This is a genomic window from Streptomyces sp. XD-27 (assembly GCF_030553055.1).
Classification (GTDB): Bacteria; Actinomycetota; Actinomycetes; order Streptomycetales; family Streptomycetaceae; genus Streptomyces.
The window spans coordinates 5,802,047-5,820,281 of sequence record NZ_CP130713.1; the positions used below are offsets into that span (position 1 = coordinate 5,802,047).

The 18,235-nt window shown below is 72.8% G+C and carries 13 protein-coding genes and 1 pseudogene; 12 read left to right on the forward strand and 2 right to left on the reverse strand.

The annotated features are described in order from the left end of the window. Nucleotides 1–69 precede the first annotated feature (69 nt). Complete coding sequence (locus Q3Y56_RS25365) at nucleotides 70–207, forward strand: hypothetical protein (RefSeq protein ID WP_304464136.1); 138 nt, start codon at nucleotides 70–72, stop codon at nucleotides 205–207. A 10-nt stretch (nucleotides 208–217) separates the two neighbouring features. On the opposite strand, the gene Q3Y56_RS25370 is transcribed toward Q3Y56_RS25365, so the two are convergent. Beyond that, complete coding sequence (locus Q3Y56_RS25370) at nucleotides 218–1,804, reverse strand: metallophosphoesterase family protein (RefSeq protein ID WP_304464137.1); 1,587 nt, start codon at nucleotides 1,802–1,804, stop codon at nucleotides 218–220. Between the two features lie 130 nt (nucleotides 1,805–1,934). Between Q3Y56_RS25370 and Q3Y56_RS25375 the strand changes: the two genes are divergently transcribed. After that, the gene (locus tag Q3Y56_RS25375; protein WP_304464138.1) at nucleotides 1,935–2,978 is read left to right on the forward strand and encodes a 3-isopropylmalate dehydrogenase; all 1,044 of its coding nucleotides are present in this window, start codon (nucleotides 1,935–1,937) and stop codon (nucleotides 2,976–2,978) included. 203 nt (nucleotides 2,979–3,181) lie between these two features. Continuing rightward, nucleotides 3,182–4,276, forward strand: coding sequence for a branched-chain amino acid aminotransferase (locus tag Q3Y56_RS25380; protein ID WP_304464139.1), 1,095 nt, complete (start codon nucleotides 3,182–3,184; stop codon nucleotides 4,274–4,276). A 76-nt stretch (nucleotides 4,277–4,352) separates the two neighbouring features. On the opposite strand, the gene Q3Y56_RS25385 is transcribed toward Q3Y56_RS25380, so the two are convergent. Then, nucleotides 4,353–5,777, reverse strand: coding sequence for a cytosine permease (locus Q3Y56_RS25385; RefSeq protein WP_304465793.1), 1,425 nt, complete (start codon nucleotides 5,775–5,777; stop codon nucleotides 4,353–4,355). A gap of 176 nt (nucleotides 5,778–5,953) precedes the next feature. Between Q3Y56_RS25385 and ureA the strand changes: the two genes are divergently transcribed. The 9 genes and pseudogenes from ureA (at nucleotide 5,954) to Q3Y56_RS25430 (ending at nucleotide 18,216) form a co-directional block, all read left to right on the forward strand. Then, on the forward strand, nucleotides 5,954–6,652 hold the full coding sequence (ureA, locus tag Q3Y56_RS25390) for an urease subunit gamma (RefSeq protein WP_304464140.1): 699 nt from the start codon (nucleotides 5,954–5,956) through the stop codon (nucleotides 6,650–6,652). Next, on the forward strand, nucleotides 6,649–8,340 hold the full coding sequence (locus Q3Y56_RS25395) for an urease subunit alpha (RefSeq protein WP_304464141.1): 1,692 nt from the start codon (nucleotides 6,649–6,651) through the stop codon (nucleotides 8,338–8,340). Before ureA ends, Q3Y56_RS25395 begins: the two co-directional genes overlap by 4 nt. 33 nt (nucleotides 8,341–8,373) lie before the next feature. Next, nucleotides 8,374–9,417: an agmatine/peptidylarginine deiminase gene (locus Q3Y56_RS25400; RefSeq protein ID WP_304464142.1), complete on the forward strand. Its 1,044-nt coding sequence runs from the start codon at nucleotides 8,374–8,376 to the stop codon at nucleotides 9,415–9,417. A 39-nt stretch (nucleotides 9,418–9,456) separates the two neighbouring features. Further along, nucleotides 9,457–10,065 carry a TetR/AcrR family transcriptional regulator gene (locus Q3Y56_RS25405; RefSeq protein WP_304464143.1) on the forward strand — a complete coding sequence of 203 codons (609 nt, stop codon included), beginning with the start codon at nucleotides 9,457–9,459 and terminating at the stop codon, nucleotides 10,063–10,065. A gap of 341 nt (nucleotides 10,066–10,406) precedes the next feature. After that, nucleotides 10,407–12,026, forward strand: coding sequence for a citramalate synthase (cimA, locus tag Q3Y56_RS25410; protein ID WP_304464144.1), 1,620 nt, complete (start codon nucleotides 10,407–10,409; stop codon nucleotides 12,024–12,026). A 95-nt stretch (nucleotides 12,027–12,121) separates the two neighbouring features. Continuing rightward, nucleotides 12,122–13,455 (forward strand): annotated as a pseudogene (locus Q3Y56_RS25415) (LPXTG cell wall anchor domain-containing protein). Nucleotides 13,456–13,790: 335 nt separating this feature from the next. Further along, nucleotides 13,791–16,175, forward strand: coding sequence for a polysaccharide lyase 8 family protein (locus tag Q3Y56_RS25420; RefSeq protein WP_304464145.1), 2,385 nt, complete (start codon nucleotides 13,791–13,793; stop codon nucleotides 16,173–16,175). Between the two features lie 209 nt (nucleotides 16,176–16,384). Continuing rightward, nucleotides 16,385–17,968 (forward strand): acyl-CoA carboxylase subunit beta, encoded by a 1,584-nt coding sequence (locus tag Q3Y56_RS25425; protein ID WP_304464146.1) that lies wholly within the window; start codon nucleotides 16,385–16,387, stop codon nucleotides 17,966–17,968. 26 nt (nucleotides 17,969–17,994) lie between these two features. Next, the gene (locus Q3Y56_RS25430; protein WP_304464147.1) at nucleotides 17,995–18,216 is read left to right on the forward strand and encodes an acyl-CoA carboxylase subunit epsilon; all 222 of its coding nucleotides are present in this window, start codon (nucleotides 17,995–17,997) and stop codon (nucleotides 18,214–18,216) included. Nucleotides 18,217–18,235 lie beyond the last annotated feature (19 nt).

Below are 18,235 nucleotides of genomic sequence, written 5' to 3' on the forward strand. Positions count from 1 at the left end.
TCGCACCCCGGCCCCCGCCCTTTCCGGCGTCCACCTTCTCGGGTTCCACCGTAAGAGGAGACGTGACCCATGGCCGAGACCGCTGTCCGCAAGCCCCGCACGACCGCCCGTCGCCGCGCCACCGACGACACCGACCGCAGGAACGCCGCCGCGGCGCTCCAGCGCGCGCTCGACCGCCGCGACAACGGTGGTGCCACCGGCCACTGACCGCCGACGGTCAGCGGCCGCGCCGCACGGTGAAGTGGTCCACCCGCTCGCCGGATTCGGCGAGCGCGGTGACCCGCAGCGTCGGCCGGCCGCCCGGCTCCGCCTCGACCGCCAGGAACGAGAAGCCGGTGTAGCGCACGCGCGACCACTCCACTTCCTCCGGTGCCTTCTTCCGGTCCTTCGTCCAGTGGTAGGTGTCCACGTGGTCGAGGTCCTTCTCGTGCCCCTCGTAACTGTCGGGAACGGGGAAGGAGTAGAGCCTGGCCCCGGCGCCGCCCGCGGTGACGTAGACCGTGCCGTCGCGCGTGGGGTCGGTGGTCGCGCCGACGGGCACCCGCCGGCCCACGGCGCCGCGCCGGATGGCGTCGGTCCGCTCGTAGATGTGGTTGTGGCCGTTGATCACCAGATCCACCTGGTGCTTGTCGAACAGCGGCACCCACGCGTCGCGCACCCCGCCGTCCGACGCGTGCGCGGACGTGGTGGAGAACGCGCAGTGGTGGAAGAAGACGACGATGAAGTCGATGTCGTCGTCGCCGCGCAGCCGCCGCAGCGTCCGGTCCAGCCAGCGCGTCTGGCGGCCGCCGGTGTGGCCGCGGTTGGCGGGGATCTCGTGGCTGACGTCATTGGCGTCCAGCGCGACGACGCCCACGTTGCCGTAACTGAACGCGTACACGCCGGGCGCCTTGCGCGGGTCGGGGCCGGACTCCGGCAGCGACCAGCGGGCGAGTTGGCCGCCGTAGCCGTCGGGCGAGTACCACGCCTCCATGTCGTGGTTGCCGGTCGTCACCATCCACGGCACCCGCGAGGCCACCGACTCGGTCTGGGCGAGGAACTGGTCCCACACCCGGGCGTCGTAGGTGTCGTCATCGCTGCCCTGCCCGGAGGAGTCGGCGTAGCAGATGTCTCCGGCGTGCAGGTGGAACGACGGGTTCTGACCCAGGATCACCTGGTCGTTGGCGAGCGCGTCATAGCTGACGCCCTGGTCGCCGAAGGCGGTGAAGACGAACTTCTCCGCCTTCGCCGGCGCGGTGCGGAACGTGCCCAGGGCGCCGAAGCGGCGCGGGTCGGCCGGGTCGAAGCCGTCGTGGCCGACGCCGTAGTAGTAGGTGGTGCCCGGCCGCAGCCCGTCCAGCGCGGCGTGCAGATAGAACTGGTCGACGCTCGGCAGCCTGTCGCTCAGCGGCGGGGTGCGCAGCGGGCGCACCTCCGCCTCGATCTTGCGGCTCAGCTCCCACGGCCGCAGTCCGACCCGGACGTACGGCCTGCGCACCGCGAGGGGCACCTGCCAGGAGACGCGCATCTGCGTCCGCGGATCGGCGCCGAACGCCAGGTGGCGGCCGAACGGCGCCACCAGCGAGCCGTCCACGCGGGTCGCCGCCGACGACGGCACCAGGGTGGGTGCCGGGGACGCCGACCGCGACGGGCCGCCGCACGCGGCGCCGCTCAGCAGCCCCGCGCCCACCACGCCGCCCGCCCCCGCCGCACCGGTCCGCAGCAGCCGTCTGCGGGAGAACCGCTCGCGCAGATACGCGTGCTGCTCGGCCATCGACATACGGCTGGCGAGGTGGTCGGGGATGCCGGTCCGTGGTGTGTCCATGGATCGTGACGGTGCCAGGCAGCGGCGACATCACGCGGTATTCCGGGTGAACGCGGCGCGTACGGCGCCCCATGAGTCCGAATGGCGGACGTCGCGTGTCATGCAATGGGACGCGGAGTAGGGTCCCGGTATGTCTCGCAGCATTCGCCTCGCAGTGATCCCCGGTGACGGTATCGGCCAGGAAGTCGTGGCCCAGGGCCTGAAGGTGCTCTCCGCCGTCCTTCCTCAGGACGTGAAGCTGGAGACCCGGGAGTACGATCTCGGCGCCAAGCGCTGGCACGCCACGGGGGAGACCCTGCCGGACGCGGAGTTGGAGTCGCTCAAGCGGCACGACGCCATCCTGCTGGGCGCCATCGGCGACCCGTCGGTGCCCTCCGGCGTCCTGGAGCGCGGGCTGCTGCTCAAACTGCGCTTCGCCTTCGACCACTACGTCAACCTGCGTCCCTCGAAGCTGTTCCCCAACACGGCCACCCCGCTGGCCGGGCGCCCCGACATCGACTTCGTCGTGGTCCGCGAGGGCACCGAGGGCCCGTACACCGGCAACGGCGGGTCCTTGCGCACCGGCACCCCCGCCGAGGTCGCCACCGAGGTCAGCGTCAACACCGCCTACGGCGTGGAGCGCGTGGTGCGCGACGCCTACGCGCGGGCCCAGGCCCGCCCGCGCAAGAAGCTCACGCTGGTCCACAAGAACAACGTCCTGGTCTACGCCGGCCACATGTGGAAGAAGATCTTCGACAAGGTCGGCGAGGAGTACCCCGACGTCACCACCGACTACCTGCACGTGGACGCGGCGACGATCTTCTTCGTCACCCAGCCCGAGCGGTTCGACGTCATCGTCACCGACAACCTCTTCGGCGACATCCTCACCGACCTGGCCGCCGCCGTGACCGGCGGCATCGGGCTCGCCGCGAGCGGCAACATCAACCCCACCGGCGCCTTCCCGTCGATGTTCGAGCCGGTCCACGGCTCCGCGCCGGACATCGCGGGCACCGGCAAGGCCGACCCCACCGCGACGGTCCTGTCGGTGGCCCTGCTGCTGCGGCACCTCGGGTACGAGGGCGAGGCGGCCCGGGTCGAGGCGGCCGTCGCGGCCGACCTCGCCGAGCGCGACCCGGCGGCGCGGCGCACCACCGACCAGATCGGCGACGCGCTCGCCACGGCCGTCACGAACTGAATTCCGAGGCTGGGTTACCGCGCGGTTGGGTGCGACCATCGACCCATACCGCGCGGTGCCGTTCCCATGCCGCTGCCACGCGGGCGATAATCGAACGTGGAGCCGCGCCACGAGGCTGGGGGGAAACTCGGACGTCCTAGTAACTCGCGGGACGTCCAGGCGAGCGCGGTCCGCCACGACAAAAGGTGAAGGACACGTAACACATGACGACGACCACGATCGCGCTCAAGCCCTCCTCGCATCCGCTGTCCGACGCGGAGCGGGAGCAGATCCTGGCGAACCCCGGCTTCGGCCGGCACTTCACCGACCACATGGTCACGATCCGGTGGACGGAGGGCTTGGGATGGCACGACGCCCAGCTCGTGCCGTACGCGCCGCTGTCGATCGACCCGGCCAACATGACCCTGCACTACGCGCAGACCATCTTCGAGGGGCTCAAGGCCTACCGCCAGCCGGACGGCGGCGTCGCGACCTTCCGCCCCGAGGAGAACGCCAAGCGCTTCCAGGACTCCGCCCGTCGGCTGGCCATGCCCGAACTACCCGTGAAGACCTTCGTTGCGGCGTGCGACGCGCTCGTCACCCAGGACAAGGCGTGGGTGCCGGGCCACGGTGAGCAGTCGCTGTACCTGCGGCCGTTCATGTTCGCCACCGAGGTCGGGCTCGGCGTCCGGCCGTCGAACGAGTACCTGTTCGTCGTCATCGCCTCGCCCGCCGGGGCGTACTTCCCCGGCGGCGTCAAGCCGGTCTCGGTCTGGCTCTCCGAGGAGTACGTGCGCGCCGCCCCCGGCGGCACCGGCGCGGCCAAGGCCGGCGGCAACTACGCCGCCTCGCTCGTGGCCCAGGCGCAGGCCGCCGACCAGGGCTGCGACCAGGTGGTCTGGCTGGACGCGATCGAGCGCCGCTGGATCGAGGAGATGGGCGGCATGAACCTGTACTTCGTGTACGGGAACCGCATCGTGACGCCCGAGCTCACCGGTTCGCTGCTGCCGGGCATCACCCGCGCCTCGCTGCTGCGGATCGCGGCGGACCTGGGCTACGAGGTCTCCGAGGGCCGGATCTCGGTCGACGACTGGCGCGATGGCAACGCCGACGGTTCGCTGACGGAGGTGTTCGCCTGCGGTACGGCCGCGGTGATCACGCCGGTCGGCTCGGTGAAGTCCGCCCGCGGCGACTGGACGGTCGCGGACGGGCAGCCGGGCGAGGTGACGATGAAGCTGCGCAAGGCGCTGCTGGACATCCAGACGGGCGCGGCGCCGGACATGCACGGCTGGATGCATCGCCTCGGCGCTGCAGGCTGATCGACGCTGACGCTGCCGGCCGATCGCCGTTGACCAGGGTTGAGGCCCGCCCCCGTCCGGGCGGGCCTCAACCGTCTCAGGAGACCTCGGCCGAGGCCATGGCCCGTACGGGGGGCGCCGGGCGGGGGTCGCGGGCCGTCAGCGTGAGGTAGACCGCGGCGGTGACCGCCGCCGACAGCAGGAAGCTGACGTCGATGCCACCGGTGTTGTCCAGCAGCGGGCCGCTGTAGAGCGGGGTGGCCACCGCCGCCAGGCCCACCGCCGCGCCGAGCGCCCAGGCCGCCGTCGCGCGCACGTGCCAGCCCGCCGTGTACCAGTAAGCCCCGCCGCGCGCCCGCCGGTTGTACACCTGGAGCGCCTCCGCGTCGTACGCGCCGCCGCAGCGGACGTAGCCGATCACCGTGATGACAGCCCAGGGCGTCCCGACGGCGGTCAGGACCAGGACGAACGACGTCATCGCGTCCTGCGCGTCCCACGCGAAGTGGCCGGCGAAGACCAGGACGGTGGAGACCGCGGAGACCACATACGTGGCCTGGGCGCGGGTGGCGCGGGGCACGATGGCGTCCAGGTCCAGTCCCATGCTGTAGAGCATCAGGCCGGCGTTGCCGATCGAGCCGGCCGATGCGGCCAGCAGCAGCGGCGGCAGGTACCAGGCCGGGGAGCCGGCCACCAGGGGACCCGCGTAGTCCGCGCCCGCGCCCACCGCCAGCGCCGTGAACGTACCGAAGAGCTGCGGCACCAGCAGGCCGATCACCAGGCCCAGCGAGGCGCCCCAGAAGACCTTGCGCGAGCTGTGCCGGCGGGGCGAGATGTAGCGGGTGTAGTCGCCCAGCAGCGTGATGAAGGCGATCGGCCCGCTCAGCCCGGCGGAGACGGCGGCCAGCAGCCAGGTCTGCCAGAAGCCGCCGAGCAGGTAGGTGCTCCCGGCCGGGGCGGCGGTGGTGAACTCGCCCGCGTACGCGACCAGTCCGACGGCCAGCAGCAGCGTCATGCCGAGGGCCAGCAGGCGGCTGAGCCGCAGCAGTACGCGGTAGCCGTAGACCGCGCCCACCACGGTGCACCCGGCGAGCAGCGCGTAGACGGCCGCGTAGGTGAGGCCGCTGTCCGGCATCCCGACCATCCGGGTCAGGCAGCCCACCATGGCGTCGCCGCCGACCCACAGCGTCAGGGCCGTGTAGCCGAGCGACAGCAGCAGGCCGATCACCGAGCCGACGAGGCGGCCGCGGACGCCGAAGTGGGCGCCGCTGGAGGTGGACAGGTTGGTCCCGGTGCGCAGGGAGACCAGGGCGAGCGGTGCCGTGAGCAGGGTGCCGACGAGCGTGCCCGCGACGAGTGACGTCACCGAGGGCCAGAAGCCGAGTCCGAAGGAGACCGGCAGCCAGCCGAAGATGACGACCCCCAGCGCGAGGTTGGAGCCGAGCAGGATGCTGACGAGGTCGCGCGGTGAGCTGGTGCGCTCCTCGTCGGGGATGGTGTCGACTCCGCGTTGTTCTCTCGCTATCGCCATGGCGATCTCCCTGGGGACGTAGGGCGGGGGCCGGGGACGGCGGCTTTTAGAGTGGCGTTCAATGTGAACCAGCTGGGGCCGCCCGTCAACCCCTTCTCGCTGGTTGAACCCCCTTCTCATGGCTCGACTCCTCGTTTAGAGTGACGCTCTAAATCGAGGAGGTGTACGGAGTGCGGCTGACCCCTACGGAGCGCGACCGGCTGCTGCTGTTCGGCGCCGCGGAGCTGGCGCGGGCGCGCCGGGCGCGGGGCCTGCGGCTCAATGTGCCGGAGGCGACGGCCCTCATCGCCGACACGGTCTGCGAGGCCGCCCGCGACGGCCGGCGGCTGGCCGAGGCGATCGACGCGGCCCGCAAGGTGCTGGGCCCCGACGACGTGCTCCCGGGCGTGGCGGACGTGGTCACCGAGGTGATGGTGGAGGCGGTCTTCGACGACGGCTCCCGGCTCGCGGTGGTCTCCGACCCGATATCCGCCGGTTCGCTGGGGGACCGGGCCCCGGGCGCGGTCCTACCGGGCCCGGCGGACCCCGAGCCCGAGCCAGCCGTGCGGCTGACCGTCACCAACACCGCGACCGTGCCGGTCAGCGTCACCTCGCACTTCCACTTCTTCGAGGCCAACCCGCGGCTGGACTTCGACCGTTCGGCGGCGTACGGGATGCGGCTGTGCGTGCCCGCCGGGTCCTCCCGGCGCTTCGACCCGGGCGCCGCCGTCGAGGTCGGCCTGGTCCCCATCGGCGGCGCCCGGATCGCCATCGGCTTCGCCGGACTGGTGGACGGCCCGCTGGACGCGCCCGGGGCCCGCGAGGAGGCTCTGCGCACCGCCGCCGCCTGCGGCTATCTCGGTGCCGAGGTGAAGGAGGAGAACCCATGACCGCCATCGATCCCCGCGACTACGCGGCCGTCCACGGCCCCCGCGCCGGCGACCGCGTCGTCCTCGGCGACACCGGCCTGGTCGTCCGCGTCGAGTCCGACTCGCAGAAGCCCGGCGACGAGTTCCTCGCGGGCTTCGGCAAGACCGCCCGCGACGGCATGCACCTCAAGGCCGCCGCCGTCCGCGACACCTGCGACGTGGTCATCAGCAACGTGCTGGTCATCGACGCGCTGCTGGGCATCCGCAAGGTGTCCGTCGGCATCCGCGACGGCCGCATCCACGCCATCGGCCGCGCGGGCAATCCCGACACGCTCGACGGCGTGGACGTGGTCGTCGGCACCGGCACCGCCATCGTCTCCGGCGAGGGCCTGATCGCCACGGCGGGCGCCGTCGACACCCATGTCCACCTGCTGTCGCCGCGCGTGATGGAGGCGTCCCTCGCCTCCGGCGTGACCACGATCATCGGGCAGGAGTTCGGCCCGGTGTGGGGCGTGGGCGTCAACTCGCCCTGGGCGCTGCGCCATGCCTTCAACGCCTTCGACGCCTGGCCGGTCAACATCGGCTTCCTGGGCCGCGGCTCCTCCTCCGACCCGGCCCCGCTGGTCGAGGCCCTCGCCGAGGGCGGTGCCTGCGGCTTCAAGGTGCACGAGGACATGGGCGCGCACCGCCGCGCGCTGGACACCGCGCTGCGCGTCGCCGAGGACCACGACGTCCAGGTCGCCCTGCACAGCGACGGCCTCAACGAGTGCCTCGCGGTCGAGGACACCCTCGCCGCCCTCGAAGGCCGCACCATCCACGCGTTCCACATCGAGGGCTGCGGCGGCGGACACGTACCGAACGTGCTGAAGATGGCGGGCGTGCCGAACGTCATCGGCTCTTCCACCAACCCCACGCTGCCGTTCGGCCGGGACGCGGTCGCCGAGCACTACGGCATGATCGTCTCCGTACACGACCTCAAGACCGACCTGCCGGGCGACGCGGCCATGGCCCGGGACCGCATCCGCGCCGGGACCATGGGAGCCGAGGACGTCCTGCACGACCTCGGCGCGATCGGCATCACCTCCTCCGACGCCCAGGGCATGGGACGCGCGGGCGAGACCGTGCGCCGCACCTTCGCCATGGCCGGGAAGATGAAGGCCGAACGCGGCCCCATGGTCGACGACGGGGCGTACGACGACAACGCGCGCGTACTGCGCTACATGGCCAAGCTGACCATCAACCCGGCGCTGGCCCACGGCCTCGCGCACGAGGTCGGATCGATCTCCGTGGGCAAGCTGGCCGACATCGTGCTGTGGCGCCCGGAGTTCTTCGGCGCCAAGCCGCAGCTCGTGCTGAAGGCCGGCTTCCCGGCGTACGGCGTGACCGGCGACCCCAACGCGGCCACGGACACCTGCGAACCCCTGGTCCTCGGCCCGCAGTTCGGCGCGTACGGCGCCACCCCCGCCGACATCTCGGTCGCCTTCACCGCCCAGGCCGCCGTCGACCGGGAGCACGACACGATGCCCACGCGGCGGCGCCGGGTCGCCGTGCGCGGCACCCGCGGCATCGGCCCGGCCGACCTCGTCCGCAACGCCCGCCTGGGCGACGTCCAGGTGGACGACCGCAGCGGCCTGGTCACCCTCGACGGCGACCCGCTGCGCTCCGACCCGGCCGACCAGGTCTCCCTCTCCCGCCTGTACTTCCTCTGACGCCTGCCCCGTTCGCACTCCCCAAGGACCCCCATGACCAGCACCCCGGCCGCCGACGGATTCCGCATGCCCGCCGAGTGGGCGCCGCACGACCGCACCTGGATGGCCTGGCCCGGCCCCAACTTCACCTTCGGGGAGGAGGGCGGCGAGGTGCTGGCGCGGGCCCGCCACGCCTGGTCGGCCGTCGCGCGCGCGGTGCGCCGCTTCGAGCCGGTGTCCGTCGTCGCGGGCCCCGGCCAGGGCCGCATGGCCCGCAGGTACCTCGGCCCCGGCATCGACGTCTTCGAGGCACCGCTGAACGACGCCTGGATGCGGGACATCGGCCCGACCTTCCTCACCTCCGACGACGGCCGGCTCGCCGCGGCCGACTGGGTGTTCAACGGCTGGGGCGCACAGGACTGGGCCGTATGGGACCGGGACCGGGAGATCGGCGCGTTCGTCGCCCGCAAGGCCGGTGCCCGGGCCTACGCCTCCGAGTTGGTCAACGAGGGCGGCGGGATCCATGTGGACGGCGAGGGTACGGTGCTGCTCACCGAGACCGTCCAGCTCGACCCGGGCCGCAACCCCGGCTGGAGCCACGAGCGGGTCGAGGCCGAACTCCACGCCCACCTCGGCACCGAGAAGGCCATCTGGCTGCCGCGCGGACTGACCCGCGACTACGACCGGTTCGGCACCCGCGGGCACGTGGACATCGTCGCCGCCTTCGCCGCGCCCGGCGTGGTCGTCGCGCACACCCAGCCCGACCCGCTCCACCCCGACCACGAGGTGTGCCAGGAGATCGTCAAGCTGCTCCGGCACTCCACCGACGCGCGCGGCCGCGCGCTGGAGGTCGTGGAGCTGCCCGCCCCGACGATCACAGAGGCGGACGGCGAGCCGGTGGACTACTCGTACGTCAACCACTACCTCTGCAACGGCGGCGTGGTGCTGTGCGCCTTCGGCGACCCGCGGGACGAGCACGCGGCCGGGATCTTCCGGCGCCTCTTCCCCGACCGGACGGTGACCCTGGTCGACGCCCGCGAGATCTTCGCCAGCGGCGGCGGCATACACTGCATCACCCAGCAGCAGCCGCGCGTATGACCAGGTGACGGCACGCGACCAGGTGACGAAGGGGGAGCGATGGCGGGGAACGCCGGCCGGAACAAGCGGCGCCCCAGCCCGCCGCGCGAGGAGGTGCTGGCCGCCGCCATGCGCACCATCGCCGAGGAGGGGCTGGCCTCGCTCACCATGGCGGGGCTGGGTCGCCAGGTCGGCATGAGCAGCGGACACCTCCTGTACTACTTCCACAGCAAGGACGCCCTGCTGCTGGAGACCCTGATGTGGAGCGAGGACCAGCTCGGCGCGGAGCGCCGGGCGGCCCTGTCCCGCCCGGTGCCGGTCCGCGAGCGGCTGGACGCGTTCGTCGACCTGTACCTCCCCGACGCGGTACGCGACCCGCGCTGGACGCTGTGGCTGGAGGTGTGGAACCGCTCGCAGGCCGCCGCCGACACCACCCGCACCCGCCAGCTGGAACTGGAGCTGGCCTGGCACCGCGACCTGGTGGCGCTGCTGGTGGAGGGCGCCTCGCGCGGCGAGTTCCGCGCGGTGGACGCCGAGCGCTTCGCGGTGCGTACGCGGGCGATGCTCGACGGCTTCGGCACCCACCTGGTGGTCGGGCTGCCGGGCGTGGACCGGGAACTGGCGCTGGGGCACATGCGGGAGTTCCTGGACGAGGCGCTGCTGCCATAGGCCGTGCGGGCAGGACGGGCATGGGCGGAGGGCTGACGCGCCGCGGCTCGCATCCTGAGACGGCGCACCGCGTGCGGCGGCCCTGTGCAAGACTGCCCCCATGCTCTCGTTGGCCATGATTATGGGCAGCAGGCGCGCCGGTCCGCAGTGACCGCCCCGTACGACCCGGTACGGCGCGGGCACCGTGTCCCCAGACCCGCGCGCAGACCTCTCGCACCCGCGAGGGGTCTTTTCGTTTCCCGGCCCACCCCGTCGGGGACGCGGAGCGCGAGGGATCATAGGAGGGCGCGGAACCGGTCCTTCCGGTAGAAGACCGAGATCCCAGATGGAGTCAGATCAGCATGACGGACGCAGCCAATACCCGCCCGGGTGTTCCGGACGACAGCTTCCATGTCTTCGACACCACCCTGCGCGACGGCGCGCAGCGCGAGGGCATCAACCTGACGGTCGCGGACAAGCTGGCCATCGCCCGGCACCTGGACGACTTCGGCGTGGGCTTCATCGAGGGCGGCTGGCCCGGCGCCAACCCGCGGGACACCGAGTTCTTCGCCCGCGCCCGCGCGGAGATCGACTTCCGGCACGCGCAGCTCGTCGCGTTCGGCGCGACCCGCAAAGCGGGCGCCCGCGCCGAGGACGACCCGCAGGTCAAGGCGCTGCTCGACTCCGGAGCCCCGGTGATCACCCTGGTCGCCAAGTCGCACGACCGCCACGTCGAGCTGGCGCTGCGCACCACCTTGGAGGAGAACCTGGAGATGGTCCGCGACACCGTCGCGCATCTGGTCTCCCAGGGCCGCCGGGTCTTCGTCGACTGCGAGCACTTCTTCGACGGCTACCGCGCCAACCCCGAGTACGCCAAGTCCGTGGTGCGCGCCGCGCACGAGGCAGGCGCCGACGTGGTGATCCTGTGCGACACCAACGGCGGCATGCTCCCGGCCCAGGTGCAGGCGGTGGTCGGCACCGTCCTGGCCGACACCGGCGCCCGGCTGGGCATCCATGCCCAGGACGACACCGGCTGCGCGGTCGCCAACACCCTCGCCGCCGTGGACGCGGGCGCCACCCACGTCCAGTGCACCGCCAACGGCTACGGCGAGCGGGTCGGCAACGCCAACCTCTTCCCGGTCGTCGCGGCCCTGGAGCTCAAGTACGGCCGCCGGGTGCTGCCGCCCGGCGCGCTGGCCGAGATGACCCGGATCTCGCACGCCATCGCCGAGCTGGTCAACCTCACCCCCTCCACCCACCAGCCGTACGTGGGCCTGTCCGCCTTCGCCCACAAGGCCGGGCTGCACGCCTCGGCCATCAAGGTCGACCCCGACCTCTACCAGCACATCGACCCCGAGCGGGTCGGCAACACCATGCGGATGCTCGTCTCCGACATGGCCGGGCGCGCCTCGATCGAGCTCAAGGGCAAGGAGCTCGGCGTCGACCTGGGCGGCGACCGCGCGCTCATCGGCCGGGTCGTGGAGCGCGTCAAGGAACGCGAACTGGCCGGATACACCTACGAGGCCGCCGACGCCTCCTTCGAACTGCTGCTCCGCGAGGAGGTCGAAGGCCGCGCCCGCCGCTTCTTCCGCGTCGAGTCCTGGCGCGCCATCGTGGAGGACCGCCCGGACGGCACCCACGCCAACGAGGCGACCGTGAAGCTGTGGGCCAAGGGCGAGCGCATCGTCGCCACGGCAGAGGGCAACGGCCCGGTCAACGCCCTGGACCGGGCGCTGCGAGTGGGCCTGGAACCGATCTATCCGCAGCTGGCGAACATGGAGCTGGTGGACTACAAGGTCCGCATCCTGGAAGGCAAGCACGGCACGCAGTCCACGACGCGCGTGCTGATCTCCACGACGGACGGGCGAGGCGAGTGGTCCACCGTCGGCGTCGCGGAGAACGTGATCGCCGCGTCGTGGCAGGCGCTGGACGACGCGTACGCGTACGGGTTGCGACGGGCCGGGGTGGAGCCGCAGGAATAGCGAGCCGAACACCTGCGGGCGGGTCCGGCGGGCGACGCCGGACTCCGCCCTTGGGTGCTATGTCGCTTATTACCCCATTCGGGTAGCGTCAAGGTATGCGGACGAGGCCCATCGTCTTTCTCGCCGGGCTGCTCATGGCCCTGTGCGGCGTCCTGCTCGCCGTGCTGGCCGTCGCCGCGCCCGGTGCGCGGGCGGCCGAGAGCGGGCTGGACGCCGCGGCCGACGCCCTGCGGCACGGGCCGGTCTACGTCGACCCCGGTGCCAGGGACCAGCTGTCCGCCGCCGAGGCCGACGACCTGGCCCAGAAGATCGAGGACGCCGACCGGGCCGTCTTCGTCGCCGTACTGCCCAAGAGCGATCAGTTCCCGCCGGAGGGCTTGCTGCCCGACCTGCGCGCCAGGACCGGGATCACCGGTGTCTACGCGGTCCGCCTCGGCGACGGCTTCGACGCGCGCGCCGACGCCGCCGTCATGTCCAACCAGGCGGTGCGCAACCTCACCGCCTCCGTCGAACGGTCCGGCGGCACCGACGCGGCCGCCCAGCTCAACGACTTCGTCGACCGCGCGCTGGCACAGGCCAGGGGAGACGCCCCGCCTCCTGGGACGGCTCCCGGCAGACCGGCTCCGGCGTCACCGGCCTGGTCGTCCTCGGCCTGCTCGCCGTCATGATCGGCGGCACGATGTACGTCACCACGCGGCGCCGCCGCAGCCGGCGGGCCGAGCGCGAGCGGCTGGCGCTGGACAAGCTGCGCGTGGTGGTCGACGAGGACATCACGGCCTTCGGCGAGGAGCTGGAGCGCCTCGACTTCCACCCCGCGGACCCGGCCGCCGACGACGCGATGCGCGGCGACTACGAACGGGCCCTGGACTCCTACGAGACCGCCAAGGCGCGCATGGCCGCCGCCACCAAGCCGGACGACGTCCGCGCGGTCACCGAGGCGCTGGGGGACGGCCGCTTCGCGCTGGCGGCGCTGGCCGCGCGCCGCTCGGGCGACCCGCCGCCCGAGCGCCGCCCACCGTGCTTCTTCGACCCCCGGCACGGCCCCTCGACCACCGACGCCTCCTGGGCCCCGGCCGGCGGCGCGCCCCGCGACGTCCCGGTCTGCGCGGCGGACGCCGCCCGGCTGGCGGACGGGCTGGATCCCATGGCCCGCACCGTCGAGACCGCCTCCGGGCCGCGCCCGTACTGGGAGGCGGGCCCGCTCTACGGACCGTGGGCGGGCGGGTACTTCGGCGGCGGCCTGCTCCCCGGACTGCTGATGGGCACCATGCTGGGCTCGATGCTGACCACGCCGGCGTACGCCGACTCCGACGCCCTCGGCGGGTTCGAGGGCGGTGACGTCTCCGGCACGGACTTCGACAGCGGTGATTTCGGGGGTGGCGGCGACTTCGGGGGCGGCGGGTTCGGCGGCGACGGCGGCGGCTTCTGACCGTACGTCGGCGTAGGGCACCCGTGCGGTGCGCCGAGGCTGGCCGGTTGCGCGTCCGGCGGGCACCATCGGGCTTGTCCGCTCCCGCGCCGCGGTCCAGCAGGAGGTCCCCGTGAGGCTCCGCCGGTTACTTCCCCACCCCGCCCCTTCCCGAACCGGGGGCTGCGCCCCCAGGCCCCCGCTTGTGCCCACCCTCCCCCAGCGCGGCCGCTGGGAGGTGCCCCAGCCCCGCGGAACGCCTGCCCACAACCGGCGGAAAGCCCAGCCCGTCCGGCGATTGAGGACCGGGGCCTGGGGCAGAGCCCCAGTTTCGGGAAGGGGCGGGGTGGGGAACGATGACGCCCTGGTCCCGGCGCGGCTTCGTGGCCGCCACCGGCGCGCTCGGCCTCGCCCTCGGCCTCACCGGGCGCCCCGCGCAGGCCCACGCGCACGCAGAGGCCGAGCCCTACGACACCCTCCGCCACCGCTGGCTCGCCCTCGCCCTCGGCACCGGGTTCGACCCCGCCGCCGAGCCGTACGCCGCCCGCCTCGCCCAGACCGGACAGCTGGCCGCCGCGTACCGCGCGAGCATGCGGCCCGCCGCCGGTTCGCTCTGGCCCGATCTGCCCTACGACCCGCCCAGCGGGATCACCCGCGCCTACGCCCGCCTCGCCACCATGGCGGAGGCGTACGCCCAGCCCGGCACCGGCCACACCGGCGACCCCGCGCTCGCCGCCGACGTCGCCCGCGGCCTGGACCACCTCGACCGCACCGTCTACGACCCCGGCACCACCCCGTACGGCAACTGGTGGGAGTGGCAGATCGGCAGTCCGCGGCTGCTGCTGGACACCGTCGCGATCCTGTACGACCTGCTCGACCCCGCGCTGCGCGCCCGCGCCCTCGCCGCCGTCGACCACTTCGTACCCGACCGCATGCTCGGCGACTACACCGGCACCTCCACCGGCGCCAACCGCGTCGACCTGTGCCGCGTCGTCGCCCTGCGCGGCATCCTCGGGGCGTCCCCCGCCAAGATCGCGCTTGCCCGCGACGCGCTCTCGCCCGTCTTCCCGTACGTCACGCGAGGCGACGGCCTCTACGCCGACGGGTCGTTCATCCAGCACAGCTGGGTCGCCTACTCCGGCACCTACGGCTGCGTGCTGCTGGACGGGCTCGGGCGGCTGCTGACGCTGCTGGCCGGCTCGCCCTGGGAGATCACCGACCCCGCCCGGCAGATCATCCACGCCAGCGTCGAGCGGGCCTACGCACCCCTGCTGCACGACGGGCTGATGATGGACTGCGTCTCGGGACGCGCCATCAGCCGCGGGCTCCAGCGCGGCGACGCCCGCCGCATCGCGCAGAGCGACCACCAGCGCGGCCACCAGCTCATCGCGGCCGTCGCGCTGCTCGCCGAGAGCGCGAGTGACGCCGAACGCCGCCGCTGGCACGGCATGGTCAAGGGCTGGATCGCCCGCGACACCATCAGGCCCGTCCTCACCGACCCGCAGTTCGGCGTGGCCGACCTCGCCCGCCTGCACACCGTCGCAGAGGCCCCCCAGGCGCCCGCCGCCGAACCCGTCGGCCACCGGCTGTTCGCCGCCATGGACCGGGCCGTGCACCGGCGCCCCGGCTGGACCGCGGCGCTCGCGATGGCCTCGGACCGGATCGCGTACTACGAGAACGGCAACGGCGAGAACCCGCGCGGCTGGCACACCGGCGCCGGAATGCTCTCCTGGTGGGCGGGGCCCGGCACCCTCGGCCAGTACACCGATGCCTACTGGCCGACCGCCGACCCCTACCGGCTGCCCGGCACCACCGTCTCCGCCAAGCGCCTCGCCGACAACGCGGGCGGCGGCTGGGGCGAGCCGAAGCCCGCCGTGCGCTGGGTCGGCGGGACGACGGACGGCGAGTTCGCCGCCGTCGGCCAGCACCTCAAGGGGCTCGACAGCACCCTGGAGGCGCGGAAGTCGTGGTTCTTCCTGGCCGACGCCGTCGTCTGCCTGGGCGCCGGGATCACCGCCCGGGACGGCACGCCCGTGGAGACCGTCGTCGACCACCGCGGCCTCGGCGCGGACGGCACCCCCACCCTGACCGTCGACGGCGTCGTCCAGCCCTCCGACACCGGCTGGAGCCGCGCCTTCCGCAGGGTGCGCTGGGCCCACCTGGAGGGGCACGGGGGCTACGTCTTCCCCGGCGGCGCCCCGCTGCGCGCGCTGCGCGAGGCCCGCACCGGAGCATGGCGGGACATCAACACCGGCGGATCCGCCGACCCCCTCACCCGGCGCTACCTGACCCTGTGGCACGACCACGGCACCGACCCGGACGACGCCGCATACGCCTATCTGCTCATGCCCGGGGCCGACCCGGCCCGGACCGCCGCCCGCGCCGCCGACCACGGCGGGCTGCGGATCCTGGCCAACACCGCCGGCCGGCAGGGCGTACGGATCGCCGCACTCGGCTGCACGGCGGTGAACTTCTGGCGCGCGGGCACCGCAGGCCCGCTCACCGTCGACGGCCCGGCGAGCGTCCTGGTGCGCCGCGGCGGCCGGACCGCCACCCTCTGCGTCGCCGACCCGGCCCGCACCGGCAGACCGCTGGAGCTGACCTGGGACCACCCGGTGCGCGCCGCGACCGCCACCGACCCCGCTGCCCACGTGCTGGACACCGGGCGGCGCCTGCGGCTGCGGATCACCGCGGGCACGGCCGGAGCCACCCACCGCTGCGCCATCACCCTCGGGTACTAGATCGGGCCACCCGTTCGGGTGGTCTGCTCGGGCATATGACGGGGCTCACTAGGGGCTTTGTGGGGTGCCGACAGAGCGCGGACCCCTTCGGCCCACCGGCCCCCGGGGAACTCACTGTTTGGTTCTGTTCCGCCTGCCCACCAAACGGGCCCCGACGTTGTATGGAACCGACATGAGGTTCCCGGCCCCCCGCCACGTACCGTCAATGCATGACCAATCTCGAAGGTGCGCCCGAAGAGGCGAGTGACGTCCGCGGGCGCGTCGCCGAGCTGCACGCCATCCGCGAGCAGGTACGGCGTGGTCCCAGCGAGCGGGCTACCGAGGCTCAGAAGGCCAAGGGCAAGCTGACGGCTCGGGAGCGGATCGATCTGCTGCTGGACGAGGGATCCTTCAACGAGGTGGAGCCGCTCCGCCGGCACCGGGCCACCGGGTTCGGGCTGGAGGAGAAGCGGCCGTACACCGACGGTGTGATCACCGGCTGGGGGACGGTGCACGGACGGACCGTGTTCGTGTACGCACACGACTTCCGGATCTTCGGCGGCGCGCTGGGCGAGGCCCACGCCACCAAGATCCACAAAATCATGGACATGGCCATCGCGGCCGGGGCGCCGCTGGTCTCGCTGAACGACGGCGCGGGCGCCCGCATCCAGGAGGGCGTCTCCGCGCTCGCCGGATACGGCGGCATCTTCCAGCGCAACACCAGGGCCTCGGGTGTCATCCCGCAGATCTCGGTGATGCTGGGCCCCTGCGCGGGCGGCGCGGCCTACTCCCCGGCGCTCACGGACTTCGTGTTCATGGTCCGGGAGACCTCACAGATGTTCATCACCGGACCCGACGTGGTCCAGGCGGTGACGGGCGAGAAGGTCACCCAGAACGGCCTCGGCGGCGCCGACGTCCACGCCGAGACCTCCGGCGTCTGCCACTTCGCGTACGACGACGAGGAGTCGTGCCTGGAAGAGGTGCGCTACCTGCTGTCGATGCTGCCGCAGAACAACCGGGAGAACCCCCCGGTGGTGGAGTCCGAGGACCCGGCGGACCGCAGGGGCGAGGCCCTGCTGGACCTGGTCCCGGCCGACGGCAACCGCCCGTACGACATGCGCAAGGTCATCGAGGAGATCGTCGACGATGGCGACTACCTGGAGATCCACGAGCGCTGGGCGACCAACATCATCGTCGCCCTGGCCCGCCTCGACGGCCAGGTCGTCGGCGTGATCGCCAACCAGCCCCAGTCGCTGGCCGGCGTGCTGGACATCGAGGCGTCGGAGAAGTCCGCCCGCTTCATCCAGATGTGCGACGCGTTCAACATCCCGCTGATCACGCTGCTGGACGTGCCCGGCTTCCTGCCCGGCGTGGACCAGGAGCACGGCGGGATCATCCGGCACGGCGCCAAGATGCTGTACGCGTACTGCAACGCCACCGTGCCCCGGATCTCCGTCATCCTGCGCAAGGCGTACGGCGGCGCGTACATCGTCATGGACTCCCAGTCCATCGGCGCCGACCTGACCTACGCCTGGCCGACCAACGAGATCGCGGTGATGGGTGCCGAGGGCGCCGCCAACGTCATCTTCCGCCGCCAGATCGCCGGTGCGGACGACCCGGAGGCCATGCGCGCCCGCATGGTCAAGGAGTACAAGTCCGAGCTGATGCACCCGTACTACGCGGCCGAGCGCGGCCTCGTCGACGACGTCATCGACCCCGTCGAGACCCGCACGGTCCTCATCCGATCCCTGGCGATGCTGCGCACCAAGCACGCCGACCTTCCGTCGCGTAAGCACGGCAACCCGCCGCAGTGACGCGAGCATTGGAGACAGACACCACCGTGAGTACTCTCAGCGACCCCGCCACAGGGACCCTTGTCCGCGTCGAGAAGGGCCACGCCGACGCGGAGGAACTCGCCGCGGTCACCGCGGTCCTCCTCGCCCGTGCCGCCAGCGCCCGCCAAGGCGCCCATGGTGTGCGTCCGGTGCGCCGGAACACCGCCGGCTGGCGGCGCCTGGAGCGCCAGTCGGGCTTCCGCGCCCCGCACAGCTGGCAGGGCTGACCACACCACAACGCACAAC